Annotated in this window: 23 protein-coding genes; 17 read left to right on the top strand and 6 right to left on the bottom strand. The window is 71.2% G+C overall.

All coding sequences use genetic code 11. The features are described from left to right. Positions 1-113: 113 nt before the first annotated feature. The 8 genes from AMY39116_RS0324440 (at position 114) to AMY39116_RS0324405 (ending at position 9,096) form a co-directional block, all read left to right on the top strand. Positions 114-1,319: a helix-turn-helix domain-containing protein gene (locus AMY39116_RS0324440; RefSeq protein WP_027936199.1), complete on the top strand. Its 1,206-nt coding sequence runs from the start codon at positions 114-116 to the stop codon at positions 1,317-1,319. A gap of 264 nt (positions 1,320-1,583) precedes the next feature. Next, positions 1,584-3,101 (top strand): aldehyde dehydrogenase, encoded by a 1,518-nt coding sequence (gene adh, locus AMY39116_RS0324435; RefSeq protein WP_020420254.1) that lies wholly within the window; start codon positions 1,584-1,586, stop codon positions 3,099-3,101. Further along, a complete protein-coding gene (locus AMY39116_RS0324430; RefSeq protein WP_027934342.1) occupies positions 3,101-3,460 on the top strand; it encodes a DUF779 domain-containing protein in 360 nt (119 codons plus the stop codon). Before adh ends, AMY39116_RS0324430 begins: the two co-directional genes overlap by 1 nt. Before the next feature lie 214 nt (positions 3,461-3,674). Beyond that, positions 3,675-4,967: an NDMA-dependent methanol dehydrogenase gene (mdo, locus tag AMY39116_RS0324425; RefSeq protein WP_017984507.1), complete on the top strand. Its 1,293-nt coding sequence runs from the start codon at positions 3,675-3,677 to the stop codon at positions 4,965-4,967. A 63-nt stretch (positions 4,968-5,030) separates the two neighbouring features. Next, positions 5,031-6,068 (top strand): MoxR family ATPase, encoded by a 1,038-nt coding sequence (locus AMY39116_RS0324420; RefSeq protein ID WP_020420252.1) that lies wholly within the window; start codon positions 5,031-5,033, stop codon positions 6,066-6,068. 9 nt (positions 6,069-6,077) lie between these two features. Further along, the gene (locus AMY39116_RS0324415) at positions 6,078-7,580 is read left to right on the top strand and encodes a VWA domain-containing protein (RefSeq protein WP_020420251.1); all 1,503 of its coding nucleotides are present in this window, start codon (positions 6,078-6,080) and stop codon (positions 7,578-7,580) included. After that, a complete protein-coding gene (gene mftM, locus AMY39116_RS0324410) occupies positions 7,577-8,452 on the top strand; it encodes a mycofactocin oligosaccharide methyltransferase MftM (RefSeq protein WP_020420250.1) in 876 nt (291 codons plus the stop codon). Before AMY39116_RS0324415 ends, mftM begins: the two co-directional genes overlap by 4 nt. Before the next feature lie 29 nt (positions 8,453-8,481). Beyond that, positions 8,482-9,096 carry an acetate uptake transporter family protein gene (locus tag AMY39116_RS0324405; RefSeq protein WP_020420249.1) on the top strand — a complete coding sequence of 205 codons (615 nt, stop codon included), beginning with the start codon at positions 8,482-8,484 and terminating at the stop codon, positions 9,094-9,096. A 36-nt stretch (positions 9,097-9,132) separates the two neighbouring features. Here the strand turns inward: AMY39116_RS0324405 and AMY39116_RS0324400 are convergent, their stop codons facing one another. From AMY39116_RS0324400 to AMY39116_RS0324390, 3 genes are read right to left on the bottom strand one after another with little or no spacing between them, the layout of a single operon-like run. Continuing rightward, positions 9,133-9,780 (bottom strand): response regulator transcription factor, encoded by a 648-nt coding sequence (locus AMY39116_RS0324400; protein ID WP_027936198.1) that lies wholly within the window; start codon positions 9,778-9,780, stop codon positions 9,133-9,135. Continuing rightward, entirely contained in the window at positions 9,780-11,117 is a 1,338-nt protein-coding gene (locus tag AMY39116_RS0324395) for a sensor histidine kinase (RefSeq protein ID WP_020420247.1), read from the bottom strand. The genes AMY39116_RS0324400 and AMY39116_RS0324395 overlap by 1 nt, the downstream gene beginning before the upstream one ends. A 3-nt stretch (positions 11,118-11,120) precedes the next feature. Continuing rightward, entirely contained in the window at positions 11,121-12,473 is a 1,353-nt protein-coding gene (locus AMY39116_RS0324390) for an iron-containing alcohol dehydrogenase (RefSeq protein WP_020420246.1), read from the bottom strand. Between the two features lie 211 nt (positions 12,474-12,684). On the opposite strand from AMY39116_RS0324390, the gene AMY39116_RS0324385 reads away from it, so the two are divergent. Continuing rightward, on the top strand, positions 12,685-13,752 hold the full coding sequence (locus tag AMY39116_RS0324385; RefSeq protein ID WP_020420245.1) for a HoxN/HupN/NixA family nickel/cobalt transporter: 1,068 nt from the start codon (positions 12,685-12,687) through the stop codon (positions 13,750-13,752). Between the two features lie 13 nt (positions 13,753-13,765). Here AMY39116_RS0324385 and AMY39116_RS0324380 read toward each other — a convergent pair whose 3' ends face one another. Continuing rightward, positions 13,766-15,292: a TROVE domain-containing protein gene (locus AMY39116_RS0324380; RefSeq protein ID WP_020420244.1), complete on the bottom strand. Its 1,527-nt coding sequence runs from the start codon at positions 15,290-15,292 to the stop codon at positions 13,766-13,768. A gap of 304 nt (positions 15,293-15,596) precedes the next feature. Between AMY39116_RS0324380 and AMY39116_RS0324375 the strand changes: the two genes are divergently transcribed. The 3 genes from AMY39116_RS0324375 (at position 15,597) to AMY39116_RS0324365 (ending at position 18,780) form a co-directional block, all read left to right on the top strand. After that, positions 15,597-16,808 (top strand): cytochrome P450, encoded by a 1,212-nt coding sequence (locus AMY39116_RS0324375; protein ID WP_020420243.1) that lies wholly within the window; start codon positions 15,597-15,599, stop codon positions 16,806-16,808. 316 nt (positions 16,809-17,124) lie between these two features. Beyond that, a complete protein-coding gene (locus tag AMY39116_RS0324370) occupies positions 17,125-18,009 on the top strand; it encodes a DUF2268 domain-containing protein (protein WP_027936197.1) in 885 nt (294 codons plus the stop codon). 12 nt (positions 18,010-18,021) lie between these two features. After that, entirely contained in the window at positions 18,022-18,780 is a 759-nt protein-coding gene (locus AMY39116_RS0324365; RefSeq protein ID WP_020420241.1) for a MerR family transcriptional regulator, read from the top strand. Positions 18,781-18,793: 13 nt separating this feature from the next. Here AMY39116_RS0324365 and AMY39116_RS0324360 read toward each other — a convergent pair whose 3' ends face one another. After that, positions 18,794-19,384, bottom strand: a complete 591-nt coding sequence (locus AMY39116_RS0324360; RefSeq protein ID WP_020420240.1) for a hypothetical protein — start codon at positions 19,382-19,384, stop codon at positions 18,794-18,796. Between the two features lie 88 nt (positions 19,385-19,472). Between AMY39116_RS0324360 and AMY39116_RS0324355 the strand changes: the two genes are divergently transcribed. From AMY39116_RS0324355 to AMY39116_RS0324335, 5 genes are all read left to right on the top strand, one after another. Continuing rightward, entirely contained in the window at positions 19,473-21,080 is a 1,608-nt protein-coding gene (locus AMY39116_RS0324355; protein ID WP_020420239.1) for a pyruvate, phosphate dikinase, read from the top strand. Between the two features lie 240 nt (positions 21,081-21,320). Beyond that, positions 21,321-23,687, top strand: coding sequence for an ATP-binding protein (locus AMY39116_RS0324350; RefSeq protein ID WP_020420238.1), 2,367 nt, complete (start codon positions 21,321-21,323; stop codon positions 23,685-23,687). 17 nt (positions 23,688-23,704) lie between these two features. Beyond that, complete coding sequence (locus AMY39116_RS0324345; RefSeq protein WP_020420237.1) at positions 23,705-24,142, top strand: roadblock/LC7 domain-containing protein; 438 nt, start codon at positions 23,705-23,707, stop codon at positions 24,140-24,142. Further along, on the top strand, positions 24,139-24,519 hold the full coding sequence (locus AMY39116_RS0324340; RefSeq protein WP_020420236.1) for a DUF742 domain-containing protein: 381 nt from the start codon (positions 24,139-24,141) through the stop codon (positions 24,517-24,519). The genes AMY39116_RS0324345 and AMY39116_RS0324340 overlap by 4 nt, the downstream gene beginning before the upstream one ends. Next, positions 24,500-25,114, top strand: coding sequence for an ATP/GTP-binding protein (locus AMY39116_RS0324335; protein ID WP_051123594.1), 615 nt, complete (start codon positions 24,500-24,502; stop codon positions 25,112-25,114). The genes AMY39116_RS0324340 and AMY39116_RS0324335 overlap by 20 nt, the downstream gene beginning before the upstream one ends. Before the next feature lie 48 nt (positions 25,115-25,162). On the opposite strand, the gene AMY39116_RS0324330 is transcribed toward AMY39116_RS0324335, so the two are convergent. Continuing rightward, on the bottom strand, positions 25,163-26,740 hold the full coding sequence (locus tag AMY39116_RS0324330; protein ID WP_020420234.1) for a PEP-utilizing enzyme: 1,578 nt from the start codon (positions 26,738-26,740) through the stop codon (positions 25,163-25,165). Positions 26,741-26,820 lie beyond the last annotated feature (80 nt).

Raw genomic sequence — 26,820 nt, 5'->3', positions numbered from 1 at the left:
CGAACGTTGGCGCGACGTTGGAACCCTCCGTGCGGGTAGGTGCGCCCGCGGCGATCGTCAGGCATCATGGAGCACCATCGCGCCGGAAGCACGAGGACGACGAGGTCGCGGAAATGGCAGAGCGTAGTGCGCTCCACCAGCGCCGCGCGGCCCTGGAACGGGAATGGGCCCGCTGGGTGCCGGCTCAGGCACGCCCGGAAACCCTGGAACTGCGCAGCGAAGTGGCCGAATCCTGGGCACGTTCGCTGTCCATCGTGGATCCGTCACGGGACAGCGCGCCCGCGGCCGGTGACGAGGTGCGGTCCCGCTGGCGCGAGTCGCCGCTGCGGGCCCCGGTCACCGAACTGGCCGACGAGCTGCGCAGCATCGCCGACGACGCCGGGTTCGTCGCCGCCGTCACCGACGAGTCCGGCACGATCCTGTGGACGTGCGGCGGACGGGTCATGCGGCGGCGGGCGGAGCGCGTGAACTTCGCGCCCGGCGGCCGCTGGGACGAGCCGGACATGGGCACCAACGCCCTGTCGCTGGCGTTGCGCACCGGCCGCCCGAGCAGCGTCTTCTCCGCCGAGCACCTGGTCGCGGCCCTGCACGGCTGGGTCTGCTACTGCGCCCCGATCCGCGACCCGCGCGGCCGCCACCTCGGCGTCCTGGACCTGTCCACCACCTGGGACCGGTCGCACCCGCTGGCCATGTCGACGGTCCGCACGCTCGTCACCGCCATCGAATCCCGGCTGCACGTCAGCGCGCCCGCGGCCCCGGGCATCCGGCTGTCCTGCCTGGGCTCCGGCAGCGCCACCTTCGACGGCACGCCGCTGCGGTTGTCGCCGCGGCAGCTGGAGGTGCTCACCCTGCTCGCGCTCGAACCCGGCGGCTTCTCGCCCGACGGGTTGCGCGAAGCACTGTACGGGGACCTGCCCGTCACCAGCACGACGTTGCGCGCCGAGGCCTCCCACCTGCGGCGCATGCTCGGCGGCGCGCTGGCGAACCGCCGCTACGCCCTGACCGCGCCGATCGACTGCGACGCCGTCGACGTGCTGACCGCGCTCAAGGCCGGGGACACCGCCACGGCCGTGCGCCGCTACACCGGGCCGTTGCTGCCCGCGTCCGAGGCGCCCGGCATCACCCGGTGGCGGGACCACCTGGAGGTCGCCGTGCGGGAGGCCGTGCTGTCCTCGCGCGAGCCCGACTTGGCCCTGACCTACGGCGAGCGGCACCCGTTCGACCTGCAGGTCCACGAGCACGCGCACCGCCTGCTGAGCCCCGGCGACGGGCGGCGCGGCATCGCCGCGGCTCGCCTGCACGAGGCCCTGCGCGATTAGGCTTTGCAATGTGGCGGAGCCGCTTCCGCCACGTTCGCAGCTTGCACCGCCGCGGGTTCTGAGGTGGCTCCTCGCGAGGACAGCGCCGACGTGGTGAACCGGCGTTCATGAGGAGGCGATCCCACAGCGAGGGGCCGCCTCAGGTTCCGCTACCGGCACCGCTACGCAAGCCGCCAGACTTCGAGGATCCCAACGTTTCCCCAACTCGGAAACGGCACGGTGGCACCCATCACACCGATGTGATCGAGTGAATGGAGTGCTTCCATGGCCTACGCCAAGCCCGGTGCCGACGGCAGTGTCGTCAGCTTCGCCGCGCGGTACGACAACTTCATCGGCGGTGACTGGGTCGCACCGGCCGAGGGACGCTACTTCGAGAACCCGTCGCCGGTCGACGGCAAGGTGTTCTGCGAGGTGGCGCGTTCGTCCGCGGCCGACATCGACCTCGCCCTCGACGCGGCCCACGCCGCCGCCGAGAAGTGGGGCGCCACCTCGACCACCGAGCGCGCCAACATCCTGAACAAGATCGCCGACCGCATCGAGGACCACCTCGAGGAGCTCGCGGTGGCCGAGACCTGGGAGAACGGCAAGCCGGTCCGCGAGACCCTGGCCGCCGACCTGCCGCTGGCCGTCGACCACTTCCGCTACTTCGCGGGCGCCATCCGCGGGCAGGAAGGCAGCATCGCCGAGATCGACGCCGACACGGTCGCCTACCACTTCCACGAGCCGCTGGGCGTGGTCGGTCAGATCATCCCGTGGAACTTCCCGATCCTGATGGCCGCGTGGAAGCTCGCGCCCGCGCTGGCGGCAGGCAACTGCGTCGTGCTCAAGCCCGCGGAGCAGACCCCGGCGTCGATCCTCAAGGTGATCGAGGTGATCGCCGACCTGCTGCCGCCGGGTGTGCTCAACGTCGTCAACGGGTTCGGCATCGAGGCCGGCAAGCCGCTGGCGTCCAGCTCCCGGATCGCCAAGATCGCGTTCACCGGTGAGACCACCACCGGGCGGCTGATCATGCAGTACGCCAGCGAGAACATCATCCCGGTGACGCTGGAACTGGGCGGCAAGAGCCCGAACATCTTCCTGCCCGACGTGGCCGACGCCGACGACGACTACCTGGACAAGGCCGTCGAGGGCTTCGTGATGTTCGCGCTCAACCAGGGCGAGGTGTGCACCTGCCCGTCGCGTGCGCTGGTCCACTCGGCGATCTACGACGAGTTCATCGGCCGCTGCATCGAGCGCACGAAGGCCATCAGCGGCGGCAGCCCGCTCGACCCGTCGACGATGATCGGCGCGCAGGCGAGCAACGACCAGTACGAGAAGATCCTGTCCTACATCGACATCGGCAAGAAGGAGGGCGCCGAGGTCCTCGCGGGCGGTGGCGCTCGCGAGGTCGCCGAGCACCCCGGCGGCTACTACATCGAGCCGACGATCTTCCGCGGCACCAACGACATGCGGATCTTCCAGGAGGAGATCTTCGGTCCGGTGGTGTCGGTGACGACGTTCGACTCCGTTGACGAGGCGCTGAAGATCGCCAACGACACCCTGTACGGCCTCGGCGCCGGCGTGTGGACGCGCGACGGCAACGCCGCCTACCGGCTCGGCCGCGGCATCAAGGCCGGTCGCGTGTGGACGAACTGCTACCACGCCTACCCGGCGCACGCGGCGTTCGGCGGCTACAAGAAGTCCGGCATCGGGCGCGAGACCCACAAGATGATGCTGGACCACTACCAGCAGACCAAGAACCTGCTCGTCAGCTACTCGGCCAAGAAGCTCGGCTTCTTCTGATGGTGCAACGGGTCTCGATGACCGGGGCCGCGGTCGCCCTGCTGCGCCGGCTGATCGAGCAGCACGGACCGGTGATGTTCCACCAGTCCGGCGGCTGCTGCGACGGCAGCGCACCGATGTGCTACCCGGACGGCGAGTTCCGGGTGGGCGACTCGGACGTGCTGCTCGGCCACGTCGGCGACGGCACACCGTTCTGGATGAGCGCCGACCAGTACGCCTACTGGCGGCACACCCACCTGACGGTGGACGTCGTGGCCGGGCGGGGCAGCGGGTTCTCGCTGGAGGCGCCCGAAGGCGTGCGCTTCCTGATCCGGTCCCGCCTGCTCACCGACGAAGAACTGGCCCTGCTGGACAACTGAAGAACCGCGAAGAAGGCCCGGACCCCGCGTCCGGGCCTTTTTCGCGTCCACGGGCACCTGTCCGATCGGGCAGGTGCGCGCCCCGCCGGTCGTGCTGAGTCGCGTGCCGGGCGAGGAGTATTGCGCCACAAGCGTTTCCGCGCCGTGCCAGGGGAGCTAGCTTCGGTGTGCGCGTCACCACAGTCGCTCGTCGCGCAGGAAGGAAAAGTGCGTCATGCAGGTCGACGAATTGCTGAAGCCGTTCCCCATCAAGGAGTTCCACCCGTTCCCGCGGGCGCTCCTCGGCCCCGGGGCCCACGAGATGATCGGCCCGGAGGCGCTGAAGCTGGGCTTCAAGAAGACACTGGTGATGACGAGCGGGCTGCGCGGGTCCGACATCGTCCACAAGATCACCGAGTCGATGAAGTACCACGGGCTCGAGGTCGTGCTCTACGACAAGGTCGAGTCCAACCCCAAGGACTACAACGTCATGGACGCGGTGAAGCTGTACCAGGAGAACAAGTGTGACAGCTTCGTCTCCATCGGCGGCGGCTCCTCGCACGACGCCTGCAAGGGCGCCCGCATCTCGGTCGCGCACGACGGTCGCAACGTCAACGACTTCGAGGGCTTCAACAAGTCCGAGAACCCGCGCAACCCGCCGCACATCGCGGTGTCCACCACCGCCGGCACCGGCTCGGAGACGTCGTGGGCCTACGTCATCACCGACACCACCACCGACCCGGACAACCCGCACAAGTACGTGGCGTTCGACGACGCCTCGGTCGCGACGCTGGCGATCGACGACCCGGTGCTGTACTATAGCTGCCCGATCGACTACACCGCGCAGTGCGGTTTCGACGTGCTGGCCCACGCTTCCGAGCCGTACGTGTCGCGGCTGAACTTCGAGCCGTCGCTGGGCAACGCGCTGCGGGCCATCAAGCTCACCGCGGAGAACCTGCGCCAGGCCACCTGGAACCCGAGTGAGCTGTCCGGCCGTGAGGGCATGATGTACGCGCAGTACATCGCCGCGCAGGCGTTCAACTCCGGCGGGCTCGGGATCATCCACTCCATCTCGCACGCGGTCAGCGCCTTCTACGACACCCACCACGGCCTGAACAACGCGATCGCCCTGCCGCGCGTGTGGGCGTTCAACATGCCGGTGGCGTACAAGCGGTTCGCCGACATGGCCGAGGCGATGGGCGTGGACACGCACGGCATGACCGACGTGCAGGCGGCGGACGCCGCTCTGGCGGCCGCGATCCGGCTGCTGCGCGACGTGGGCATCCCGGAGAAGTTCACCGACGTCACCCAGGACAGCTACTCGAAGAACCGGCTCGGCCAGGGCCCGACGAAGTTCTACGAGCAGGCGAGCGTCATCAAGGGCGACGACGAGGACGTGGACCGCATCACGAACCACGTCCTCGGCGACGCCTGCACGCCGGGCAACGCCAAGGAATGCACCTTCGAAACGGTCCGCCCCGTCGTCGATCACTGCATGAACGGCGACCTGGACGACCTGCTCAGCTGACTCAACCGCCGGGGGCGGGCTGGACGGGGCCGCCCCCGGCACCCCTACCGAGGAGGGTTTGGCGTGACCGCATTCGACTCCGTCGAGGAGGCGGGGAAGGCGCTCGCGGCGCAGGGTTACCTGACCGACGACCGGCTCGCGACGATGGTGTTCCTGATGACCCGGCTGGAGAAGCCGGTGCTGCTGGAGGGCCCGGCCGGCGTCGGCAAGACGGAGCTGGCCAAGTCGCTCGCCGCGGCCACCGGGCGGCGGCTGCTGCGCCTGCAGTGCTACGAGGGCCAGGACGAAGCCAGCGCGCTCTACGAGTGGGACTACGGCAAGCAGTTGCTCTACACCCAGATCCTCCGCGAGAAGATCGGCCAGCTCGTGGCCGACGCGCCGGACCTGCACGACGCGGTCGACCGCATCGGCGCGCAGGAGAGCGTGTTCTTCTCCGAACGCTTCCTCGCCGCGCGCCCGCTGCTGGAGGCGGTCCGCTCCGAGGAACCGGTGGTGCTGCTGATCGACGAGATCGACCGCGCCGACGAGGCGCTGGAGGCGGTGCTGCTGGAGATGCTGGGGGAGTACCAGATCTCGGTGCCGGAGATCGGCACGTTCACCGCCCGCAACCGCCCGTACGTGATCCTCACCTCGAACAACACCCGCGACCTCGCCGCCGCCCTGAAACGCCGCTGCCTGCACCTGTTCCTCGACTACCCGTCGGCGGAGCGTGAGCTGGACATCGTGCGCAGCAAGGACACCGGCCTGCCCGAGGCGCTGGCCCGCCAGCTCGTGGAGATCGTGCGCGGCCTGCGTGAGCTGGAACTGCGCAAGTCGCCCAGCATCTCGGAGACCATCGACTGGGCGCGCACGCTCGCCGTGTTAGGGGTCGACGAGCTGACCGCGCCGGTGCTGTCGGACACCGTGTCGGTGGTGGTGAAGTACGACAAGGACGTGCGCAAGGCCCTCGAAGCCCTGCCGCGGCTGGTCGACCCGAACGCCGAGGTGCCCGAGACCCTGCACGGCCACGGCCACGGCCACGGACACGGGCACGGCCACTCGCACGAGGCGCCGAAGGTCAGCGCCGACCGCGGCAGCCGGTCGTTCGGCCGGCGGTCCTAGGGACACGCGATGGAGGCCAGTCTGCACCGGTTCGTGCGGCTGCTGCGGCTGCGGGACGTCCGCATCTCGGTGCCGGAGACCATCGACGCCCTGCGCTGCGCGGCCGAGCCCGGCATCCTCGCCGACCGCGCCGTGCTCAAGGAGGCGCTGCGGCTCGCGCTCGTCAAGGATCACCGCGACGACCCGGCGTTCGACGAGATCTTCGACGCCTTCTTCGCGCTGGTGCGGGTCGGGCCGTCCGAGCACGGGCACGGCCACGGGCACAGCCACGACGACCTGTCCGACACCGGCGAGCTGGAGAGCTTCACCCTCTCCGAGGAGCCGAGCGAGACCCCGCAGCAGGGGCACGAGCACGGCAAGCCCAGCGACATCCGGGACTTCTTCGACCAGTCGGACCTGGCGCAGCAGTACAACCTGCACCAGGAGGCCAACAAGATCGACCTCGCCTCGATGACCGACGAGATCGTGTTCTCCACGGACAACGCCGTCGCCGGCGACGCCGGCTACCGGGTGCAGCTGGACACCGACCGCCTGCACGGCGCGGGCGCGCCCGGCCGGCTGTCCCAGGAGACCGGCACGAAGGTGGACGCCGAGCTGAGCATCGCCGAGCAGGACGCGCTGCTCGGCTGGCTCGAACAGGCCGCGGACGGCGACGAGGACGACGCAGCCCAGTTGCGCCGCCGCCTCGCCGGGGTGCTGGAGAACCTGCCGGAGGCCTTGAAACGGCACCTCGAAGCGTTGCTGGAGCTGGAGAACACGGTCGTCGAGACGCGGGAGAAGCGGGCCGCCCACGTCGACCAGGCCGGGGAGAGCGAGCGAGCAGAACTGGAGGAGTCGTTGCGCCGGCTCGCGTCGTCGCTGCGCGGCGCGCTGACGCACCGCAGGCGCATCGCCAGCGCGGGCCGGGTCGATCCGGGCCGCACCATGCGCCGCAACATGCGCTTCGACGGCATCCCGTTCAGCCCGGTCACCGTGCGGCGCGCGGAGGACCGGCCACGGCTGGTGGTGCTCGCCGACGTCAGCCTGTCCGTGCGGGCCACCGCGCGGTTCACCCTGCACCTGGTGCACGGCCTGCAGAACCTGTTCGCGCAGGTGCGCTCGTTCGCGTTCGTCGACGACATCGCCGAGACCACCGAGCTGTTCGCCGAGCACCCGGTGGAGCGCGCACTCGGCCTGATCTTCGGCGGCGACGTCCTCGACGTGGACGCCAACTCGAACTACGGCGCCGCGTTCGGCGAGTTCCTGGCCGAGCACTCGTCGGCCGTGACCCGCCGGACCACCGTGCTGGTGCTGGGCGACGGGCGGGGCAACGGCAACGACCCGAACCTGGGCGCCTTCGCCGAGATCTCCCGCCGCGCGCGGGAGACCATCTGGCTCACCCCGGAGCCGCGTTACTCGTGGGGCCTGGGCGGCTGCGACCTGCCCGCCTACGCCGAGTACTGCAGCAAGGTCCGAGTCGTCCGCGATCTGTCCGGATTGGACCGCGTCGCGCTGGACCTGGTGACCCGATGACCGCCGCGCTGGACCCGCTCGCGCCGTTCCCGGTCGCCGAGTACCTCGACGACCTGGTGCGCGTGGTGCGCGCCGAGGACGACGGGCGGTCCGCGGTCGTGCGCACCCCGCACTTCCGGCTGCACCGCGCCGGGCGGCGCATCGAGGTGAGCCACTGCCTGCGTCCCGACCAGCTGCACAACGGCCTGACCGCGCTGCTGATCGACGAGCTGTTCACGCCCGGCTGGCTGTGCGGCCAGGACATCTTCGAGCGCGTGTTCTGCGGCGTCGTCCGCAGCACCGTGCCCGACCCGGCCCGCGCCTGGGAAACCTTCTACGCCAACACCCTGGAGCACCTGCGCGATCCCCGCACCGCGCCCGGACTGATCGCGGGGATCGCGCCGGTGTACGCGCGGGTGCTGCGGCTCGTGCCGCCGGGCAGCGTGCTGGACCTGGGCTCGTGCTTCGGGTTCCTCGCGTTGATGCTCGCGCAGCGCCCGCGCACGACCGTGATCGCCTCCGACATCGTGGCCGGAACCATGCGGGTGCTGGAGACGGTCGCCGCCGCCATGGACACACCGCTGCGCACGATGGTGTGCGACGCGGCGCGGGTGCCGCTGCCGGACCGGTGCGTCGACACCGTGACGGTCGTGCACCTGCTGGAGCACCTCGATCCCGCGACCGGCGCCGCGGTGCTGGCCGAGGCCCAGCGGCTGGCCCGGTCCCGGGTCGTCGTCGCCGTCCCCTTCGAGGAGGTCCCCAACGCCGACTACGGTCACGTGCGCCGCTTCGACCTCGCGACGCTCACCGGACTCGGGTCGGCGAGCGGATGGCGCCACCGCGTCTCCGGTTTCCACGGTGGCTGGCTGATCCTGGACCGCCGTCCCGCCTGACCGCGTTACCGCTCAACGAGGAGCACACGATGACCACTGCCGTTGCCACCGAAGCCCCCGTCCGCACCGAGATCACGGGCGATCCGGCCCTGATCGGGGTGCCCACCTTCATCGTCGGCGCGATCGCGCTCGGCCTGGTGCTGACCGGGTACGTCCCGGCCGGCGCCGTCGGCGCGTCCATCGCGATCATCCTGCCCGCCACCGGCCTGGGCCAGCTGGTCGCCGCCATCTGGGCGGCCGCGCTGGGCCAGAACGCGGTGGCCGCCGTCTTCGGCGTGTTCACCGGTTTCTGGCTCAGCTACGCCGCGCTCGTGCTCGGCCTGATCCACGGCTGGTTCGGCATCACCGCCGACGCCGCGGTCGCCACGCAGGGCCTGTTCCTGATCGCCTGGCTGGTCACGGTGGTCCTGCTGACGCTGGGGACCCTGCGCCTGCCAGCCGCGTTCACGCTGTTGTTCACGCTGATCGACATCGCGCTCGCGCTGGTGCTCTACGGCACCGTGAGCGGTTCCACCTCGGCCACCACCGCAGGCGGGTACGTCGTGTTCGCCTTCACCGCGGTCGGCGTCTACCTGTTCGCCGGCGCCCTGTCGACGGCGACCGGCGGTCGCGGCCTGCCGCTGGGCCGTCCGGTCCTGCGCTGAGGCCGGGGCACCGGGCGGGCCACCCCGCCCGGTGCCTCAGATCAGGCCCCGCTTGCTCGCCTCGTACACCACTTCCGCGCGGCTGGAGGCGTCGATCTTGCGCATGATGTTGCGGACGTGGAACTTCACCGTCGTCTCGGAGATGAACAGCCGCGAGCCGATGTCGCGGTTGCTCAGCCCGCGTGCGAGCAGCTCCAGCACCCCCTGCTCGCGGCTGGTCAGCACCGGCTCCTCGGGCGCGGTGCGGATCGACCGGACCATCGCCGAAGCGGACCGCGAGTCGAACGCGCTCTCGTTGCGCGCCACCGCCCGGATCGACGACACCAGCCCGGTCGTGTCCACGTCCTTGATCACGTAACCGCGTGCGCCGCGGTGGATCGCCTCCACCACCAGCGCGTCGTCGAGGAACGTCGTCAGCACCAGGACGCCGAGGTCCGGGTACCGGGCGGTCAGCTCCGAGCAGATCTCCAAGCCCTCGGTGTCGGAGCCGGTCGACAGCTTCAGGTCCAGCAGCACGATGTCCGGACGGGTCCGCTCGACCACCGCGCGCGCTTCGGCCGCCGTGGCCGCCTCCCCGATGACGGTGATGTCCTCCTCGCGCTCCAGGATGGACCGCAACCCCTGCCGGACGATGGCGTGGTCGTCCACCAGCACGATCTTCAACGTCCGCTCACCCGTGATCATCACGCCGCCTCCGTGTCCAGCGGCAGCGGTATCTCCAGCAGCAACAGGATCCCCCCGATCCGGGACCGCCGGATCGACAGCGTCCCGCCCAGTTCCTCGGTACGTGCCCGCATGTTCGCGAGCCCGCGGTGCGCACCCGCCAGATCCGTCGCCGAGGACAGCCGCAGCATCCGGCGCAGCTGCGCCGGATCACCGTCCCCGTCGTCGGCGATGGACAGCCGGATGGAGTCCGCGCGGTAGTCCAGCCGGATCCGCGCGCGGGCCGCGTTGGTGTGCATCACGGTGTTGAACAGCGCCTCGCCGGTGATGCGCAGCAGCGAGTGCTCGGCCTCGCCGGGCAGCGGGACCGGCTCGCCGTGCACCGACACGCTCACCGTCAGGTCCGTCGGCAGGTGCACTGTGGACAGTCGTTCCAGCAGCACCGGCAGCGAGCCGGACGGCTCGGACTCGGAGTGGTGCAACGCGTAGATCGCCGCGCGCAGCCGTTCCACCGCGTGCCGGGTCAGGTCCTTCGCCCCGGTGAGCTTCTCCCGTAGCGCAGCGAGGTCCGCACCCGGCTCGGTCATCTCGGCGCGGCAGATCTCGATCATCATCCCGGCCGACAGGACGTCCTGCGTGACGCTGTCGTGCAGCTCGCGCGCGATCCGGTGCCGCTCGTCGTCGAGCGCCTGCCGCTGCATCACCTCGATCAGCCTGCGCTGCGTCTCCTGCAGCTCGGCGTTGCGGGCGGCCAGGTCGCGGGCCTGCTGCTCGGCCGCTTCGGACAGCGCCTCGGTCCGCCCGCGCAGCTGCATGGTGGCGTGCACGAGGTAGGAGTTGTGCAGCGCGACCGCGGCCTGGTTGGCCAGCACCCGCAGCACCGCCAGGTCGGTGTCGGCGATGTCCATGCCGGGCGCGGGCCGGGCGGCGATCCCGCCGACGGGCTCGCAGTCCAGGGTCATCGGCACCCGCACCCCGGACTCGGCGGGGTCCCCGGCCTCCCACGGCCTGCTCCGCAGGATCCGCAGGTGCGCGAGCGCGTCGGGCGGGAACAGCCGCTCGTCCTCGACCAGCTCGCCGCCGGTGAGCAGCAGGAACCGCGGCCGTGCCGCGCGCAGCGCGCCGTCGGCGACCGCGAACAGCAGCCAGTCCGCGTGCACGTGTTCCGCGGCGGCCCGCACCACCGCCTCGACCAGCGCCCGGGGGCCTTCACCGGTGCGCACCAGCGCGCGGGAGATGCGGTCGAGGGCGCCGACCGCGCGCTCCAGCCGCTCCGCCGTGCGCACGTACTCCGGGTAGAAGGACCGCTTGCCCGATCGCACACCGGTCAGCGCGCCGAGGTAGTTCTCCGTCGTCATGGTCTACAGCGCCTGCCGGAACAGAGCCGCCACGTCCGCCGCGCTCGCCGTGCGCGGGTTGGTCGCCAGGCACGCGTCCTGCAGCGTGGTGCGGGTCAGGGTGTCGATGTCGGCCTCGGTGACGCCGAGCGCGGCCAGCCCCCGCGGCACGCCGACGGCGTCGGCCAGCTCCCGCACCCGGCAGGCGAACAGCTCGGCCACCTCGTCCGCCGGCTTGCCGGCCACGTCGATCCCGGTCGCCGCGGCCAGCGGGACGAACCGCTCCGGCTCGGTGGCGGCGTTGAAGCGGATCGCATGCGGCAGCAGCACGCCGTTCAGCACGCCGTGCGGGGCGTCCAGCAGGCCGCCGACCTGGTGGCTCATCGCGTGGGTGATGCCGAGGATCGCGTTGGTGAACGCCATCCCGGCCTCCAGCGCGCCCTGTGCCATCGCGATGCGCGGGTCGGCCGCCCGTGGGTGGACCATCGTGTGCAGCAGGTTGCGGGTGATGAGCGTGGCGGCGTGCAGCGCGTGCTGATCGGTCAGCGGGTTGTGCGCGCGGGACACGAACGACTCGACCGCGTGGGTGAGCGCGTCCAGCCCGGTCGCCGCGTTCAGCTCGTCCGGCATCGTGATGAGCAGGCGCGGGTCGACGATCGAGATGTCCGGGACCAGCGTCCGGCTGATGATCGTGATCTTGGTGTGCTGCGTGGTGTCGGTGACGACCGCGAACTGCGACACGTCCGCGCCGGTGCCGGACGTCGACGGGGCCATGACCAGCGGCGGGATCGGCTGCACCACCTTGTCCACCCCGGCGTAGCCGAGGATCGTGCCGCCGTTGCCGGACAGGATCGCCACGCCCTTCGCGGCGTCGATGCACGACCCGCCGCCGACCGCGATGATCACGTCCGCGCCGACCGAGGCGTACTGCTGGTAGGCGGCCTCGATCTCGTGGTCCTTGGGGTTCGGGGTGACACCGGAGAACACCACCGGCCGCAGCCCGGCCAGCCGCAGGTGGCTCTCCGCCTCGTCGACCCAGCCGGCCTCGATCAGGCCGGGGTCGGTGACGACGAACGGGCGCCGCGCGCCCACCCGCAGGGCGGCGTGGCCGAGTTCGGCGAGCGAACCCGGGCCGAACACGACTTCCGGCACGTGGAACTTGGCCAGCTCGGCGGGCTCGGACCGGGTCCGTGCGACGCACGGTCCGGTGAGGCGCTCGGACTTGTCGAGGACCCTGCCCGTCACGGCGACCTCCCGCGGTTCACGGTCCCCGCGGCGGCGCGGCGACCGCTCCCACGGTACGTGACGGGGGCTGTCCGCGAGAACAGCGACGGCCACGGCGCCGGGCAGTTTCGGCAGGTCGGACAGTCGTGGCATGGGGTGCTCCTCGTCCTTCGACCGCCTCGACGCTACCCCCTGAGGTGACGGCCGACACACTGTCCGGGTGGCTGCCCGCACCTGTCCGATCGGACAGGTTCTCACCCCTTGACCGGCGCCGTCCCCTCCGATCGGGCAGTGCCGCCGCCGGCGCCCGGCTGCGACGGTGCTGGTACCGGCGACGAGGCCGGAGCGGCGGAGGGAGCGGGACATGGCGGTCCTCGACCGGCAGGGCAGGCGCAGCATCACCGGGATGGCCGTGACGGTGGCCCTGTTGCACGTGATCGGCTGGGGCACGCTGGTGCTGCTGGTGGTGCCCGGCCACTACGCGATCGGGCAGGCGGGGGTGTTCGGCATCGGCCTCGGCGTCACGGCGTACACCCTGGGCATGCGGCACGCGTTCGACGCCGACCACATCGCCGCCATCGACAACACCACCCGCAAGCTGATGATGGACGGCAGGCGCCCGCTGTCGGTCGGGTTCTGGTTCTCGCTCGGGCATTCCAGCGTGGTGTTCGGGCTGTGCCTGCTGCTCGGGCTCGGGGTGCGGGCGCTGGCCGGGCAGGTCACTTCGGACGGCTCGACGCTGCACGCCGTGACCGGCCTGATCGGCACGCTCGTGTCCGGCGGGTTCCTGCTGCTGATCGGGGTGCTGAACCTGGTGGCGCTGCGGCACATCGCCGCGGTGTTCCGGCGGATGCGCGCCGGCGACTACGACGAGGCCGAACTGGAGCGGCGGCTGGACGAGCGCGGTTTCCTGAACCGGATCCTGGGCCGGGTCGCGCGGTCGGTGCGCAAGCCGTGGCACATGTACCCGCTCGGCCTGCTGTTCGGGCTCGGGTTCGACACCGCGACCGAGGTGTCGCTGCTGGTGCTGGCCGGTGGCGCGGCGGCGTTCGACCTGCCCTGGTACGCGCTGCTGACGCTGCCGGTGCTGTTCGCGGCCGGGATGAGCCTGCTGGACACCGCGGACGGGGTGTTCATGAACTTCGCCTACGGCTGGGCGCTGGTCACGCCGGTGCGGAAGGTGTTCTACAACCTCACGGTCACCGCGTTGTCGGTCGCGGTCGCCCTGGTCATCGGCGGTATCGAACTGCTCGGCCTGCTCGCGGAGCGGCTGAACGTGACGAGCGGACCGCTGGCCTGGGCGGCGAGCATGGACCTGGCCGACGTCGGGTACCTGCTGGTCGGCCTGTTCGCGGTCACCTGGCTGGTCGCGCTCGTGGTGTGGCGCGCCGGGCGGATGGGGCAGCGCTGGGCGCCCGAGGCCGCCGACTGACGGCGGCCCCGGGTCAGAACGGCCAGCGCGCGACGCGGCCGGCTTCCAGCAGCGGGATCATCCGGAACGCCGCGTCGGTCAGCCCGCCGAACGTGTGCCGGTTGCCCAGCCCGGACGGCGTGCCGCCGTAGCGGTACCCGGCGACGTTCCACACGTACAGCGGAACCCGGCGCGGCAACCCGGCCGACGCGTCCGCCGTCGCGGACTGCTCGTCGGTCAGGAGGACGACCCGGTCGTGCCGGCGGTAGTGCCTGCGCACCGCCGCCGCGGTGTTCGTGGCCGAGTACATGTCGAGGCTTTCCACGAACGGCAGCAGCGCGCCGTCACGCGGAACCTCGACCTCGCGGCTGTCCCAGCCGAACACCACGACCGTCGGCTTCTCCGCCCGCACCGCCAGCGCGCACCCGAACACGGCCGCCTGGTCGGCGAACGTGACGGACGAGCGCCGGTCCCGCGTCCACATGGAGGCGGACCGGTCGATCAGGATCAGCGTCCGCCCAGGCAGGGCGGGCACGTTGGCCAGTGACGCGTCCAGGGCACGCTCCAGAGCCGCGTGCCACCGCGACCGCGCGGAGCGGTAGGCGGACAGGAACCGGAACGGGAACTGCCGCGACCGCGCCACCTGGTCCGGATCGGCGAGCCGCGCCGCCACCCGGTCGGCCACCTCGTCCGGGATGCCGGCCTGGTCGAAATTCCGGAGGTTGCGCAGGAGCGCCATGTGCCCCATGCCCGGGATGACGGCCTGCCAAGCCTCGGCGTCCAGCGGCCCCTGCAGCCACCCGGCCAGCGCCTCCCACGTCATGCCCGCCGCGCGCAGCTCCGCCGGGTCCAGTGCAGCCCGGCGCTGGTCGGCCGGGAGCGCCATGAGCGCCCGCCGCCGGGTCAGCACGGTCAGCTCCGGCGGCGGCGAACCGTCGCGCAGGATGTGCTCGAAGAGCGCGTCCTGCACGGCGTCCCGCGGCGCCGGGTGCACCAGCCGCAGCACGTCGGCGAACCGCACGCCGCGGTTGCCGCTGTCCCACTTCAGGAAGGACCGCTCGTCGTACAGCACGCGCACCGCGTCGGCGATCCCGCGCTTGACCGGCTTGGGCAGGCGGCGGCCGTACCGCGCGAACCAGTACGCGATGAGCTCACCCGGCTCGTCCGCGCGCTGCAGGACGCTCGTCACCACGGCCCGGTTCGACGGACCGTCGTCCACGTGGTTGTCCAGGCGTGCCTTGACGAACTCGGCCGCGCCGAAGAGCGACGCGGAGCGCATGTTCGCCTCGGTGCGCAGCCAGCGCAGGAACCGGGCCGTCCACTGTGGATCGTCCAGGGCGACGCGGCGGACCAGGCCGGCGTACCGGCTGTCGCGGTCGTCCGCGGCCTCGTAGAAGGTGTCCTCGCCGACCATGTTCGCGACCGCGAGCAGGAACAGCTCCGATTTGGCGTCGCGGACGTGACCGGCGCCACCCTGGTGGTTGACGAGTCCGGGCACCGCGATCGTGACGATCGGGGATCGGGCCGCCGGTCTTCGGCGGAGCAGGTTGAACTTGGACATGCCGGCCTCGCAGGGGGAAGGGGAGAGCCGGCGACCTCGGACAGGCCCGAGAAGGGAGTCGGTGAAGGTCTTCACCTCCCGAGGGGAGGGCAGGAGTCGAACCTGTGGACCAGAAGTAACCCTCGCCTGCGCACCGGGCCTGTCCGAAGTGGCCGGCGTGCGGAGATCAGCATACGAGCGCCGCGCCCTGGCACAAACCGGTTTTCCGCTCCCGGTGACGCTGCGTGCGCGGCAGTGGATCACACTAGTCCGGATGGAGGCTTTTCCTTGCCCCGAGCTGGGCGAGTGTGGATTGTTGAGCGACGTGAGCCAGTCCAGTGATCCGGCGACCGCCGACCCGGTGCGGGACCGAGCCCGGACCTTCGACCACCTCGACCCGGCCCAGGCCGCGACGATCCACGAGACGCTGGCAGCGTTCCGGAAGACGTGCCCGGTGGCGCACAGCGAGGCGCACGGCGGGATGTACGTCGTGACGCGGTTCGACGACCTGCGGCACGTGGCCCGGCACGGCGACACCTTCTCCTCCGCGGCGGAGGTCGGCGCCGTGGTCGTGGCGCCGGAGACCGGAGGGGTGATCGCGCCGCTGTTCGAGCAGGACCTGGAGGAGCACGCGGGCTGGCGCCGCCACCTGCAGCCGTTCTTCACTCCGCCCGCGGCGGCCGGGCACGAGGACTACATCCGGCGCGTGGCGCGGGAAGTCGTGGCCGGGCTGGCGCCGCGTGGGCAGGCGGACCTGGTGCCGGACCTGTGCGCGAAGATCCCGCCGCTGGTGATCGCGTCCCTGCTGGGACTGCCGGAGGAGCAGCGGCCGACGCTGGCCGCGCTCGTGCACGGCCTGGCGGCGGCTGACAGTGCCGCAGCCGCGGAGGCGATCGGCCGCGAGTACACCGAGTTCCTGCTGGCGCACATCCGGTCCCGGCGCGGCAAGACCGGATCGGACGTGCTCACGTCGGTGGTCAACAGCGAGATCAACGGCAGGCTCGCGAGCGACCACGAGCTGCTGAAGTTCGCGTTCCTGCTGATCGCGGCGGGCAACCTGACGACGACGGACCAGCTGGCCAGCATCCTGCTCGAACTCGCGCAGGACCCCGCGCTGCGCCGGCGAGTCGCCGCCGAGCCGGGGCTGATCCCGCAGCTGGTGGAGGAAAGCGTGCGGCACGAGTCGGCTGTCGCCGCGACCGGCCGCACGGTGGTGCGCGAGACGGAGCTGGCGGGCGTCCCGCTGCGCCCCGGCGACCGGATGCTGCTGACGTGGGGTTCGGGCAACCGCGACGAGGAGCACTTCCCGGACGGCGACGAGTTCCGGCTGGGCCGCCCGCGCCGCCCGCACCTCGGCTGGGGCGCAGGCGCCCACCGCTGCCTCGGCCTGCACGTCGCGCGGGTCGAACTGCGGGTCATCTGCGAAGAGTTCCTCGCGGCGATCCCGGAGTTCACGCTCCCGGAGGGCTTCGAGCCGGAACGAACCTACGGCGTTATCCGCGGTGTGAAAGCGCTTCCGGTGACCTGGCCCGTCTAGGAAGCGTCCGGCAAGTCATCGGAGCCGGAGGATGATGGCGGCGATGGTTGGTTCGGCTTCGTGGTAGGCGACGACCGCGTCGGGTCGGGATCGCGGTCTGCCTGGTCCGATCCGGGCGACCCCGAGCGCCTCGACGGCGGGCGTGCAGCCACTTTTCCGGGCGCCGGCAGCACGCAGGTGCGCCCGTACCACGCTCGAATCGACCGACGTGATTCACTCGCACGGCGCACCGGTAGGCAACTTCCACAGAATCCCGTGAGCACCCGCTGGAGCGGGAGTTGACTTTGACGCAGCGTCAACTTCTAACGTCGCTGCCATGTCGATCACTGTTCTGGACAGCTGCTCCGCCATGCGCCGGATCCTGCGGGCCCCGGTCGCCGAACGCCCCGAGCTGCTGCGTTCGATGCTCGAGGCCAACCGGGGCATGTACCGCTACTTCCCCGGCGAGCTCGACCTGGTGGCCCTGCACCTCCAGTCGTCCGGGTTCCCGATCGACCGGGACGAGGAGCGGTGCCTCGCGGCGCTGGACACGCTGGAGGCCGCCGGGGCTTGGGAGCGGATGCAACGCGCGCTCGACGACGCCCTCGCCGTGCTGGCGGAGGCGAACCCGGGGCTGGAGGTCCCGGACATCACCGTGCTGTTCGTGCTCGGTGATCCGGGTGACCAGCACTTCATGGGGCCCTGCAAGGGGTTGACCGGCTTCGGCGGCATCTCGGGCAACATCGCGATCACGTTCTGGCCCTTCCCGGAGAACGTGGAGCGGCTGGAGGCCACGGCCGTGCACGAACTCCACCACAACCTGCGGTGGGCGCCCGGCGGGGTCGTGTGGGACCCGATGACCGTCACCGTCGGCGATCACGTGGTCGGCGAGGGCCTGGCGGACGCCTTCGCCCGGGAGCTCTACGGCGAAGACCTCGGCCCGGCCCGCATCGGCGTGCCGTACCGGCAAGACGACGAGGTGTTCGCGAAGGTGCTCAGCGGGCTCGACGTGACGGGCATGGAGAACTTCACTGCCTGGGTGCACGGTGACCCCGGCGCCCAGCGCATGGGCGTCACCCCGGTGGGGTTGCCGATGGGCGGCGGGTACGCGGCGGGCCTGCGGCTGGTCGACACCTACCTGGAGGCGACGGGGAAGACCGCGGCGCAGGCCCTGCACGTCGAGGCGTCGGAGATCATCGCCGCCACCCTCGGGCGCGGGTGACACACTGCGACCATGGAGTGGACCATCCAGGAGCTCGCGGCGCGGGCCGGCATCACCAGCCGGACACTGCGCCACTACGACCGCGTCGGGCTCCTGACCCCGTCCCGGATCGGCGCCAACGGTTACCGCTACTACAACGCCACCGCGGTGGCGAGGCTCCAGCGGATCCTGCTCATGCGCCGGCTCGGGATGGGCCTGCCCGTCATCGCCGGGGTCCTGACCGAGGAGGTGGACGTGTGCGACGGGCTGCGTGCCCACATCGCTCAGCTGGAAGGGGAACGGGACCGCATCGACCGGCAGATCGGGTCGGTGCGCCACACCCTCGAGGCCCTGGAGGCGGGTGCGGAGCCGCAGATGGACGTCATGCTGGCGGGGTTCAACGACCACTACGAGGAAGAGGTGGTCTCCCGCTGGGGTGAGCGCGCGTTCCGCGCGGCGAACGACTGGTGGCACGGCAAGACCCTCGACCAGCAGCGAGCGTGGAAGCGGGCCGCCGAGGACCTCGTCGCAGCCTGGGTCGCGGCGGCGCGGAGCGGGATCGCCGCAACCTCGGAGCCTGCCCAGGCGCTCGCGGCCCGGCACGTCCAATGGCTGAGCCAGATCCCGGGCACCCCCACCGCCGACGGCGACCGGGAACGCTCGATCGAAATGGTGCACGCCATCGGCGACATGTACGTCGACGATCCCCGCTACGCGGGCATGTACGAAGACGCCACGAAAGCAGCCTTCGTCCGCGACGCGCTCCAGACGTACGCGCGGACCCGGATGTAGCCGCGCTGCGACTTCAGGCCGTCTCCTCCGCCTGCCGCGAGCGGCCCAGCGTGATGAAGAAGGACTCGTGGCACTCGAACCAGATGTTGTGGTAGGAGTCGACGAGGACGCCGGTCAGATGACTGTCCGAACCGGACTCGAAGGCCTCCCGTGCGCGGGTGAACCGCGCGCTGTACTCGCCGAAGTGCGGTGCTCCCGGCGTGATCTCCGCCAGGAGCCGCTGCACTCCGCTGTCCACGGCGGCAAGCGGAGCGACGAAGTCCGCGGTCCCCTGGGTTTCGGCGCGGCCCTGCCAGTCCGCGCACAACTGCTTCAGCTCGTCGTTCAGCTTCCGGAACGCCTCGTAGTGCTCGGCGACGAGCGCGCGGGCCTCCGGGCTGATCCCAGTCATCCGCGCCTCCGCGGACTGCCTGCCGGCCGCGGTGATCTTCCACCCCAGTCGCGGCTTGCCAGTGTCCTCGGCAAGGCCGCGGGACGTCAGTTCGAGCAGGGTGGCCGAAACCCGCTCCGGAGCGGAGCCGAGCGCCGCCGCGAGCGACTCGGGTGTGGCGCGTCCCCTGATGCGGAGAACGTGCAGCAGCGGCGCCGCGATGTCGGCGGTCATCGGTGGTTCCTCCTCGGTCCGTGGGCGAGTACGCTTCCGCTTTTCCCTCCCCGAGCGGGATTCGAGCCACCCGAGCACAGGAGCGGACATGCGTGTGACAGCGAACGGAGCGACGAGGGTACTGATCCTCGACGGCTCCGTCGACCCGGACCCCGTGGTCGTCGGCGGCAAGGCAGCCGGTATCGCGCGCATGATCTCCGCGGGTTTCCCGGTGCCGCCCGCGTTCGCGGTGCCCACCGCGGTGTGCCGGGAGTTCCTCGACGGCGGTGACCCCGTGCTCGACGGGGTGTGGACCGAAATCCGTGCTGCGATGGGCCATTTGGAGCAACAAACCGGCAAGGGGTTCGGCTCGGCCGGCGCGCCGCTGCTCGTCTCCGTGCGCAGCGGCGCCGCGACGAGCATGCCCGGCATGATGGACACGGTCCTCAACCTGGGGCTGACCCAGGAGATCGCGGACGCACTGGCGCGCACCCGCGGCGCGGAGTACGCCCGCGACACCCAGCGCCGCTTCGAAAAGCTCTTCGCCGAAGTCGTCGGCGGGGAAGTCCCGGCCGATCCGTGGGACCAGCTGCGTCTCGCGATCGCGGCCGTCTTCCGGTCCTGGCGTTCGCCCCGTGCGGTGGCCTACCGGCGCAAGCACGGGCTCGACGACGAGGCGGGCACCGCCGTCACCGTACAGGCGATGGTGTTCGGCAACGCCGACGAGCGCTCCGGAACCGGCGTCCTGTTCACCCGCAACCCGTCCACGGGCGACCCGGAACCGCTCGGCGAGTGGCTGACCCGCGCGCAGGGCGAGGACGTGGTGTCCGGTGCCCGCGCGCCCGAGCCACTGGACGCGCTCGCCGGGCTCATGCCCGAGGTTCACGCCCGGCTCCTCGACCACGCGCGACGTCTCGAGCAGCGCAATCGCGACGTGCAGGACATCGAGTTCACGGTGGAGAGCGGCAGGCTCTGGCTGCTGCAGACGCGCTCGGCGAAGCGTTCTCCCCGCGGTGCGGTCGCTTTCGCCGCGGCACTCGGCCGGGAGGGCCTCATCTCGCCGGCGGAAGCCGTCTCCCGGGTGACGGCGGACCAGGTGCGAGCCGTGCTGGTGCCCGGCCTGGACCCCGGCGCACGCGCCGCGGCCGCCCTGCTGGCGCACGGCACGCCGGCGTGCCCGGGGGTGGGCGCCGGGATCGTCGTGACCGATCCGGACGAGGCCGAAGCCCGTGCCGCCGACGGTGCTGCGGTGGTGCTCGCACGCCGGACGACCAGCCCGCACGACCTGCACGGAATGCTCGCCGCGGCCGCGATCGTCACCGAGGTCGGTGGCGCCACCTCGCACGCGGCAGTGGTCAGCCGCGAGCTCGGGGTGCCCTGCGTGGTCGGGTGCGGTGAGGGCGCCGTAACCGCACTCGACGGCGGGACGGTCACCGTGTGCGGCGACACCGGCGAGGTGCTGCGGGGAGAGCTCCCGGTCCGCGCAGTGTCCGAAGTGGACGACGACGACCTGCGCCTTCTGACGCAGTGGGCGCGTGCGGTCTCGCCGCTCGCGGCTTGGCGCCCGGATGAAGCGCCCGCCGGGGCCGAGGTCGTCCACGGGGTCGACGTCTCGTCCGACGCGGCTGTCGCGAACGCCTTGCGTGACAACGTTCGCGCCGTTGTCACGGAGCATCCGCTGCCGGTGATGCTGGCCGCGATCCACGCGCGTCCCTGACGTCGTGGGAGCCCAACAGTGCTGGGCTGCGACGGGGGCGCTCTACCTGTGAAAACGCCTTCCCCCTGCGGTGGAAGGTTTTCGTTGTCCCGGGGGCTGGGTTCCGTAACCGATCAGTGTGTGGTTTGATTTGCCGTCACCGGCGCCGGGTCAGCCGATGCCACGAATTCAGCGGACAGGGCGAAACAGTTGCAGGAATCAGCCGCAGAGGAATCCCACGCGGGCCCACGGTGGCGGCGGGTGCTCGCGCGCCGAAGATCGACGACGAGCATCCGCAACCGCGTTCTCGCGATCGTGCTCATCCCCAGCGCCGCCCTGCTGGTGACGGGCGCTTCGGTCGCCGGCTACCTCATCTCGGAGGGCTTGGAGGCGCGGGACTTCTCCGGCTACCTCGGGCAGGCGATCGACCCGCTGGTCCAGTTCGAGTCGGTGGTGCAGCAGGAACGCACGATCTCCCTGCGGGCACTGGGCGGTGACCAGCAGGCGCGGGCCGGGCTCGCGGCGCAGCGGGACACCACGAACGCGGTGCTCGCCCAGATCGCCGGGCTCGCCGAGGTGGTGCAGAACCTGAACCCGGACGCGGTCTCGCAGTCCAACGCCGCGTTCGCCGAGCTGTCCGCCCAGATGACGTTGACACGTCAGGGGATCGACACGGGTGCCGTCGGCGCCGCCGACGTCGACGCCTTCTACACCGGGCTCGCCGGCGTGGTCATCACCGGGCTGGAGGGGTCGGCGCGCACCACCCCGGACGCGGCGACCGCCGCCGAGGAGACGACCGCGGTCGACCTGTTCTGGGTGACCGACCTGCATTCCCGTGCGGTCGGTCTCGCCGCGGGCGGCATGGCCAGGGGGACGCTGAGCGTGCCGGACCGGCTGGTCGTCGCCCAGCTGACCGGCGCCTACCGCAACCAGCTCCGAGCCTTGATCAGCCGCCTGACCCCCGCGGAGAAGGCGCGTTACGAACGCCTGATCGCCTCCGACGCGTGGCGGACCGCCACGGCCGTGGAGGACGACCTCGCCCAGCGCGGCAGGACCGACGTCCCGGTGGCCGGCTGGCTCGCCGCCGAGGAGCAGGTGTCCGCCGAGCTGCTCGGCCTGTGGGGCGACCACTTCCGGTACGCCGAGGGCCTCGCCAAGGACGCGGCGGACACGTCGCTGACGCAGTCGATCCTCGCCGGCTCGCTCGTGCTCGTGTTGTCCGCCACGGCTTTCGCCATCGCCGTGCGCGTGGCCAACGGGCTGGTGCGCCGGCTGCGGCGGCTGCGCACGAACACCCTCGAACTGGCCGACGAGAAGCTCCCCGCGATGGTGGCGCGCATCGCCGACGGCGAGGAAGTCGACGTCGACGCGGAGCTGACCAGGGTCGACCACGGCACCGACGAGATCGGACAGGTCGCCGAAGCCTTCGAAACCGCGCAACGCACCGCGGTCGCCGCGGCCGCGGCCGAGGCGAAGACCCGGGGCGGCTTCAACAAGGTCTTCCTGGACATCGCCCACCGCAGCCAGATAGTCGTGCACCGGCAGCTGGAGGTGCTCGACGTCGCCGAGTCCAAGCAGGGCGACCCGGAACACCTCGAGCTGCTGTTCCAGCTCGACCACCTCGCCACACACGCGCGGCGGAACGCGGAAAACCTCTTGATCCTGGGTGGTGGCCAGCCCGGCCGGAAGTGGCGCAACCCGGTGCGGCTGGAGGAGATCGTCCGCAGCGCGATCTCCGAGACCGAGGACTTCGTGCGGGTCAGCGCGGTCCGGCTGCCCGAGGTGAAGATCCTCGGCTCCGTGGTCGCCGACCTCATCCACCTCCTGGCCGAGCTCGTCGACAACGCGACGTCGTTCTCGCCGCCGGACGCCCCGGTGGCCGTGCGCGGCAACATCGTCGGCAAGGGCGTGGTGGTCGAGGTCGAGGACCAGGGGCTCGGCATCAGTTTCGAGGAACGCGAGCGTCTCAACGAGACACTGCGCAACCCGCCGGACTTCCAGGCCATGGCGCTGGCGGGACAGCGGCACCTCGGTCTGTTCGTGACCGGGCAGCTGGCGAAGCGGCACGAGATCACGGTCAGCCTGCAGGAGTCCGCCTACGGCGGGATCAAGGCGATCGTGCTCATCCCGTTGTCCGCCACCGAGATGGAGGAAACGGTGCCGCAGCAGCAGCTGTCCTCCGCGGCCGCGCGCACGGGCAGGCACCAGGCGGTGCGGCCGGACTTCGTCCCGCAACCGGCGCAGGATCCCGTGCCGCGATTGCCCCGCAAGGCCGACGGCGGCCACCGGCAGTGGCCCGAGGAGGAGCCGGAGCCGGTCCCGCAACCCGCCGCCGCACCGACTTTCGACGCGTTCGAACCGGTGACGCCGGTCGTGGCCGCCGAGCGGCCGCAGACCCCGGCGCCGCGTGAGCGGCCGTCGGGTTCCTCGCGCAGCACGCGCCCACCGCTGCCCCGGCGCCAGCGACAGGCGAACCTCGTGCCGCAGCTCCAGCTGAACGAGCAGGAGACCCCGAAAACCAGCAAGCCCAGGCACACCCGCAGCCCCGAGGAGGCCCAGAACTCGATGTCGGCCTTCCAGCGGGGAACGCGTCAGGGGCGCGGCCTGCCGACTGAGCACAACCGATGAACACGAATGGTAAGGCGATGAACGAAGACGTGGTCAGAGCCGGCGCGAGCGGCCTGAACTGGTTGCTCGAAGACCTGGTGAAGCGACTGGCCGGGGCCGAGCGGGCGGTCGCGCTGTCCGCCGACGGCCTGCTGCTGGGCCGCTCCGCGAGCCTGGACCGGGAGAACGGCGAACACCTCGCCGCGATGGCGTCGGCGTTCCGCAGCCTGGCACGCGGGGTCGGCACCCAGTTCGACAAGGGACTGGTCCAGCAGACCGTCGTCGAACTCGAGTACGGCTACCTCGTGGTCACCGAGGCGGGCGAGGGCGCGTGCCTCGCGTTGCTGGCTTCGGAGAACGCCGACCTCGGCATGATCGCCTACGAGATGAACGTGATCGTGCAACAGGTCGGCGACACCATGGCGGCGAGCCCGAGGGGGATGCTGATGGAGATGCCGGTTCCGCACACGCCATGAAACACGCGGGGGACGACGAGTCGTTCGAGTTCGACCCCGGGCCGCTCATCCGCCCGTTCGCGGTGACCCGCGGGCGGGCCGGGAAGGACCTGCACGAACTCGACATCATCACGTTGGTGGTGGCTGTCCGCCCCGAGGCGGACGTCGCCGCGCTGGACCGGGAGTACGGGGAGATCCTGCGCATGTGCCAACGCCGGCCGCTCTCGATCGCCGAGATCTCGGCCCAGATGGGCCTGTTGCTGGCCGCGGTGAAGGTGCTCGTCAGTGACCTCATCAGTTCCGGTCACCTCATTTTCCGGTCGCCGCCTCCGCCCACCACGGGCAGGCCCGACATCAAACTTCTGCAGGCGGTGCTCGATGGCGTTCGAAAACTCTGACGGAAGCGCCGGCTCCCCGGAACTGACCGGGGTGCGGGCGGTCAAGCTCCTCATCGCCGGCGGGTTCGGGGTCGGCAAGACGACCCTGGTCACCGCGGTGAGCGAGATCAAGCCCCTGCGCACCGAGGAGCGGTTGTCCGCGATCGGCATCGGGGTCGACGACCTGACCGGTGTCGAGCGCAAGACCACGACCACCGTGGCGCTGGACTTCGGCCGCATCACGATCAACCCGGAAGTGGTGCTCTACCTGTTCGGGACACCGGGGCAGGACCGCTTCTGGTTCATGTGGAAGGAACTCTCGGTCGGCGCGCTCGGCGCCGTCGTGCTGGTCGACACCCGGCGCATCGAGGACTCCTTCGGGTCCATCGACTTCTTCGAGTCGCGCGGGATCCCGTTCATCGCGGCGGTGAACTGCTTCGACGGAGCGGAGATCTACGACGAGGAGGAGGTGCGCCAGGCGCTCGACCTCGACGACCACGTGCCGGTGCAGCTGTGCGACGTGCGCGACCGCGAGTCCAGCAAGCGGATCCTGGTGCGCCTGCTGGAACACCTGATGACCGTCGCGAGGGCGGAGGTGGCGGCCGGGACCTGGTGACACGGCGGGAATCGGCGCCGGCACCCCGCGGGGTGCCGGCGCCGTTCGTCATCGGGTGGCGTTTTCGTCCACGCGAGCGAGGACCTCGACCACGCCGCGGTCGCCGTCGACGCGGATCCGCTGTCCGTCCCGGATGCGGCGGCTGCCGTCCTCGGTCCCGCACACGCACGGCAGGCCCAGTTCCCTGGCGACGATCGGGCCGTGGCTGAGCAGACCGCCGAAGTCGGTCACCACGGCCCCGGCGACCAGGAACAGGGAAACCCAGCTGGGATCGGTGGTCTCGCAGACGAGGATGTCGCCGTCGTCCAGTTCGGTGGCCGCCGGGTCGCGCACTACCCTGGCGCGCCCTTCGACGACGCCGCCGCTGGCCGCCACACCGGTGATCGTGGTGCCCACCGGGGCGTCCGACGCGGCGTCGCCGCCGATCTCGATCAGCTCGGGCATCCCGGCCCACGCCTGGGGGAGGCGGTAGCGCAACCGGTCCTCGTACTGGGCGCGCCGGTGCCGCACCAGGTCTCGGCGGTCGATGACGTCACCGGAGACCACCTCGTCGAAGGTGAGGTGGAAGACGTCGGCGGCGTCGTCCAGGAGTCCCCGCTCGACCAGGTCCGCCCCGATCCGGCGGGCCGCGGCGCGGGCGACGTCGAAGGTGAGCAGGTAGCCGGCCTTGCCCTGTTCGCGCAGTGCGAGGAAGCGGGCGGAGAGGTTGGTCAGCAGCGTGATCGATCGGCGCTGGAACGGCGACACCGCCTTCTTGAGCTCCTCCGCGGCCGCGTGCCGGATGCGGGTCTGTTCGGCGGCGCGGTTGCGGGGGGCCCGCGGGTCGTCTTCGGCCACCGCGCGGTAGTCGTCGAGGCGGGCCAGGATCGGAGCCGGGTCCTCTCGCCACGAGGTGCTGTGCAGCTGGCCCTCGTGCGGGCCGTGGTAGCCGTGCCGGTCCAGGAAGGTCTCGAGGTCGAGCCGCTCGTGGGCGAGCAGCCACAGGTCCTGGGCGACCTCGTTCTCGTCCGAGCCGACACCGGACAGCAGCCGGGATTCCAGGCCGGGCACGTCCGCGGCGGCGACCATGGCGGCCAGCCGGTCGGCCAGGCCCGAGCTGACGAACGCCACCAGCAGGTGCAGGATCATGATCCGCTCGAAGCGTTCCCTGGCGTCCCGCAGGATCGCCAGGCTGTCGTCCACGGACCCGCCGGGGATCGTGGGCAGGGTCGCGAGGCGCCACTCGCGGAGCTCAGCGAACATGCGGTCGTGCTTCTTGGGCAGGGTGATGACGGCGCGGGGCGCTTTCACCGCGATGATCGGGTACCGGCGCATCGAGTTCTCGTCGACGGTGCCTTCCCGGACGTAACCGAACAGTTGTTGTTCGATGGCGGTCGCCGAGGTGCCCGGGATGACGCTCGCGACGGTGCGGAACTGGTTGATGTTGGCCGCCGCGCGTCCGGCGAAGGCGGTCCAGAACTGGTCCTCGATGCGCTCGGGCACGGCCAGCGCGGCCTTCCCGAACACGCCCATGCCGCGGAACATCTTGCGGAACGCCAGCTCCATCGGGCGGTGGATGAAGGTGAAGCCGAGCGCCGTGGAGACGCCGGGGAAGGCTTCGGCGACGTTGCCGGTGGTCCAGGTCACGCCGGGATCGCAGGCCGCGTTGTCGAGCGGGTCGGATCCTGGTGTGGGAGGAAGCATGAGCGACACCAATCATCGTTTGG

The sequence above is a fragment of the Amycolatopsis sp. ATCC 39116 genome (assembly GCF_000231075.2).
In the GTDB taxonomy this organism is placed as follows: domain Bacteria; phylum Actinomycetota; class Actinomycetes; order Mycobacteriales; family Pseudonocardiaceae; genus Amycolatopsis_E; species Amycolatopsis_E tucumanensis.
The sequence above is the reverse complement of the archived record's forward strand: the minus strand, read 5'-3'. Positions and strand labels throughout refer to the sequence as shown.

Bases quoted from the DNA above. Each gene is read 5' to 3' on its own strand.
- AMY39116_RS0324440 (WP_027936199.1), top strand. From the start codon at position 114: ATGGCAGAGCGTAGTGCGCTCCACCAGCGCCGCGCGGCCCTGGAACGG.
- adh (WP_020420254.1), top strand. From the start codon at position 1,584: ATGGCCTACGCCAAGCCCGGTGCCGACGGCAGTGTCGTCAGCTTCGCC.
- AMY39116_RS0324430 (WP_027934342.1), top strand. From the start codon at position 3,101: ATGGTGCAACGGGTCTCGATGACCGGGGCCGCGGTCGCCCTGCTGCGC.
- mdo (WP_017984507.1), top strand. From the start codon at position 3,675: ATGCAGGTCGACGAATTGCTGAAGCCGTTCCCCATCAAGGAGTTCCAC.
- AMY39116_RS0324415 (WP_020420251.1), top strand. From the start codon at position 6,078: ATGGAGGCCAGTCTGCACCGGTTCGTGCGGCTGCTGCGGCTGCGGGAC.
- mftM (WP_020420250.1), top strand. From the start codon at position 7,577: ATGACCGCCGCGCTGGACCCGCTCGCGCCGTTCCCGGTCGCCGAGTAC.
- AMY39116_RS0324405 (WP_020420249.1), top strand. From the start codon at position 8,482: ATGACCACTGCCGTTGCCACCGAAGCCCCCGTCCGCACCGAGATCACG.
- AMY39116_RS0324400 (WP_027936198.1), bottom strand. From the start codon at position 9,780: ATGATCACGGGTGAGCGGACGTTGAAGATCGTGCTGGTGGACGACCAC.
- AMY39116_RS0324395 (WP_020420247.1), bottom strand. From the start codon at position 11,117: ATGACGACGGAGAACTACCTCGGCGCGCTGACCGGTGTGCGATCGGGC.
- AMY39116_RS0324390 (WP_020420246.1), bottom strand. From the start codon at position 12,473: ATGCCACGACTGTCCGACCTGCCGAAACTGCCCGGCGCCGTGGCCGTC.
- AMY39116_RS0324385 (WP_020420245.1), top strand. From the start codon at position 12,685: ATGGCGGTCCTCGACCGGCAGGGCAGGCGCAGCATCACCGGGATGGCC.
- AMY39116_RS0324380 (WP_020420244.1), bottom strand. From the start codon at position 15,292: ATGTCCAAGTTCAACCTGCTCCGCCGAAGACCGGCGGCCCGATCCCCG.
- AMY39116_RS0324370 (WP_027936197.1), top strand. From the start codon at position 17,125: ATGTCGATCACTGTTCTGGACAGCTGCTCCGCCATGCGCCGGATCCTG.
- AMY39116_RS0324365 (WP_020420241.1), top strand. From the start codon at position 18,022: ATGGAGTGGACCATCCAGGAGCTCGCGGCGCGGGCCGGCATCACCAGC.
- AMY39116_RS0324360 (WP_020420240.1), bottom strand. From the start codon at position 19,384: ATGACCGCCGACATCGCGGCGCCGCTGCTGCACGTTCTCCGCATCAGG.
- AMY39116_RS0324355 (WP_020420239.1), top strand. From the start codon at position 19,473: ATGCGTGTGACAGCGAACGGAGCGACGAGGGTACTGATCCTCGACGGC.
- AMY39116_RS0324345 (WP_020420237.1), top strand. From the start codon at position 23,705: ATGAACGAAGACGTGGTCAGAGCCGGCGCGAGCGGCCTGAACTGGTTG.
- AMY39116_RS0324340 (WP_020420236.1), top strand. From the start codon at position 24,139: ATGAAACACGCGGGGGACGACGAGTCGTTCGAGTTCGACCCCGGGCCG.
- AMY39116_RS0324335 (WP_051123594.1), top strand. From the start codon at position 24,500: ATGGCGTTCGAAAACTCTGACGGAAGCGCCGGCTCCCCGGAACTGACC.